The organism is Streptomyces sp. NH27 (genome assembly GCF_056859195.1).
Window position 1 is genome coordinate 1 of sequence record NZ_JACEGK010000727.1, and the last position, 2,954, is coordinate 2,954.

The 2,954-nt window shown below is 69.9% G+C and carries 2 protein-coding genes; one reads left to right on the plus strand and one right to left on the minus strand.

Annotation, left to right across the window (positions count from 1 at the left end; translation table 11 throughout):
* A partial coding sequence (locus AC13HU_RS35020; protein ID WP_483046031.1) for a potassium channel family protein occupies positions 1-723 on the plus strand: 723 nt, incomplete at its 5' end.
* A 106-nt stretch (positions 724-829) separates the two neighbouring features.
* Here AC13HU_RS35020 and thrS read toward each other — a convergent pair.
* Entirely contained in the window at positions 830-2,812 is a 1,983-nt protein-coding gene (thrS, locus tag AC13HU_RS35025) for a threonine--tRNA ligase (protein WP_483046032.1), read from the minus strand.
* Positions 2,813-2,954: the final 142 nt, after the last annotated feature.

Below are 2,954 nucleotides of genomic sequence, written 5' to 3' on the forward strand. Positions count from 1 at the left end.
GCCAACCCCCCGCCCCGCGTGTCGCCGGGGCCACTGCCGACCGCGGCCCGCGATCCTGGCCGGATGGCCGCCGACCCCCGCCTCGCCCGTTGGCAGACCCGCAGCGAACGGCCCCTGTTCGCCGTGTCGCTGCTCTTCCTGGCCGCATACGCCGTGCACGTGCTGGCCCGCGGGATGCCCGCCGCCGGGCACGACGCGTGCCTGTCCGTGATCTACGGCGCCTGGGCGGTGTTCCTCCTCGACTACCTGGTGCGGTGGCGGCTGGGCCCGCAGCGCTCGCTCATCGCACACGTGCGCCACCACCCGCTCGACACGGTCGTGCTGGTGCTGCCGCTGCTGCGCCCGCTGCGCTTCGTCAGCATGTACCAGGCGGTCCAGCGGCACCATGACGAGCCGCGGCTGAGCCTGTACGGGCGGGTGATCGCGTACGCCGGGATCTCCGCGGTGCTGCTCGGCTTCGCGGCCTCGCTGGCGGTCTACCAGGTGGAGCGGAACGCGCCGGACGCGACGATCCGCACCTTCGGCGACTCGGTGTGGTGGATGTGCTCCACGATCACCACGGTCGGCTACGGCGACACGACCCCGGTCACGCCGCTCGGCCGCACCATCGCGGTGGGGCTGATGGTGTGCGGAGTGGCCCTGCTGGGCGCGGTGACCGGCGCGTTCTCGTCGTGGCTGTTCCAGGTGTTCGCCCGCGAGGGCGAGAAGCCCCCGGTCCGCTGAGGTGCGGCGGACCGGGGGCTTCTCACATGCGCGGGGAACAAGCGGTTCCGTGGACCCGCTGGAGCTGTGGCTTCGGATCACCCCCGCGTGCACGGGGACCCGCGGCTCAGACCTGCACGCGGCGCTCCACCACGTCCACGAGCTTCGCCAGCGCCTCGTCGCGGGGGATGTTGTTCTCCTGCGAGCCGTCGCGGTAGCGGAAGGACACCGTGTCGTGCGACATGTCGTCGTCGCCGACGATGATCATGAACGGCGGCTTCTGCTTCTGCCAGGTCCTGATCTTCTTCTGCATCCGGTCCGAGGAGGAGTCCACCTCGACCCGCAGCCCCTTGCGCTTGGCCTCGTCCGCGAACTCCCGGAGGTAGGGCACGTGGGCATCGCCGACCGGGATGCCGACCGCCTGCACGGGGGCGAGCCAGGCCGGGAAGGCGCCCGCGTAGTGCTCCAGCAGCACCGCGAAGAACCGCTCGATGGAGCCGAACAGCGCCCGGTGGATCATCACCGGCTGCTGCCGGGTGCCGTCGGCCGCGGTGTACTCCAGCTTGAAGCGGGCTGGCTGCTGGAAGTCGACCTGGATCGTGGACATCTGCCAGGTCCGGCCGATCGCGTCACGCGCCTGGACCGAGATCTTCGGGCCGTAGAAGGCGGCGCCGCCCGGGTCCATCACCAGTTCCAGGCCCTGCTTCTCTGCGGCCTGCCGCAACTGCTCGGTGGCCTCGGCCCATTCGTGGTCCTCGCCGATGAACTTGTCGCCCTCGCCGCGGGTGGAGAGCTCCAGGTAGAAGTCGCTGAGGCCGTAGTCCCGGAGCAGGTTCAGCACGAAGGTGAGCAGGGAGTCCAGCTCGTCGGGCACCTGCTCCTTGGTGCAGTAGATGTGCGAGTCGTCCTGGGTGAAGCCGCGGGCCCGGGTCAGGCCGTGCACGACACCCGACTTCTCGTACCGGTACACCGTGCCGAACTCGAAGAGCCTCAGCGGCAGTTCGCGGTAGGAGCGGCCGCGGGCGTCGAAGATCAGGTTGTGCATCGGGCAGTTCATGGCCTTGAGGTAGTAGTCCTGCCCCTCGAACTCCATGGGGGGGAACATGCCCTCGGCGTAGTGCGGCAGGTGGCCGGAGGTCTCGTAGAGCTTCGCCTTGGTGATGTGCGGGGTGTTGACGAACTCGTACCCCGCCTCCTCGTGACGCCTGCGGGAGTACTCCTCCATCTCCTTGCGGATCACCCCGCCCTTGGGGTGGAAGACGGCCAGGCCCGAGCCCAGCTCGTCGGGGAAGGAGAAGAGGTCGAGTTCGGCGCCGAGCTTGCGGTGGTCGCGCTTCTCGGCCTCGGCGAGGAAGTCGAGGTGGGCCTTGAGCTCGTCCTTGGTGGGCCACGCGGTGCCGTAGATCCGCTGGAGCTGAGGATTCCGCTCGCTGCCGCGCCAGTACGCGGCGGCGTTGCGCATCAGCTTGAAGGCCGGGATGGCGCGGGTGGTGGGCAGGTGCGGGCCGCGGCACAGGTCCTTCCAGCACAGCTCGCCGGTCTTCGCGTCGAGGTTGTCGTAGATGGTCAGCTCGCCGCCGCCCACCTCGACGTCCGCGCCGTCCTCGGAGTTCGCCGCGGAGCCCTTGAGGCCGATCAGCTCCAGCTTGTACGGCTCGTCGGCCAGTTCCTCGCGGGCGGCGTCGTCGGTGACCGCGCGCCGGGAGAAGCGCTGGCCGCGCTTCTGGATCTCCTGCATCCGCTTCTCGACGGCCTTGAGGTCGTCGGGGGTGAAGGGCTGCGGGACGTCGAAGTCGTAGTAGAAGCCGTCCTTGATCGGCGGGCCGATGCCGAGCTTGGCCAGCGGGAAGAGGTCCTGCACCGCCTGCGCCATCACGTGGGCGGTGGAGTGCCGCAGGATATTCAGCCCGTCGGGGCTGGTGATCTCCACGGCCTCGACCTCATCGCCGTCGGCCACCGGGTAGGCGAGGTCCTTGAGCGCGCCGCCGACGCGGGCGGCGACCACGGCCCGCTCGCCCTCGAACAGATCGGCCGCGGTCGTGCCCGTCGTGACCACCCGCGCTTCCGGTTCGGCGGAATCGCGTTTGATGATCACACGGAGGTCTGACACCGGTCTGCTCCTGACTTGAGGCTTACGAGCGACTTGAGGCTCACGAGCGCGGGCGGGTCGTCTTCCGCCGCTGCGCTGAATCGTACCGAGCCGGGGCGGGCGATCGCGAAGCCGCGGGGTCGGGAGCCGTACGGAGGGCGGG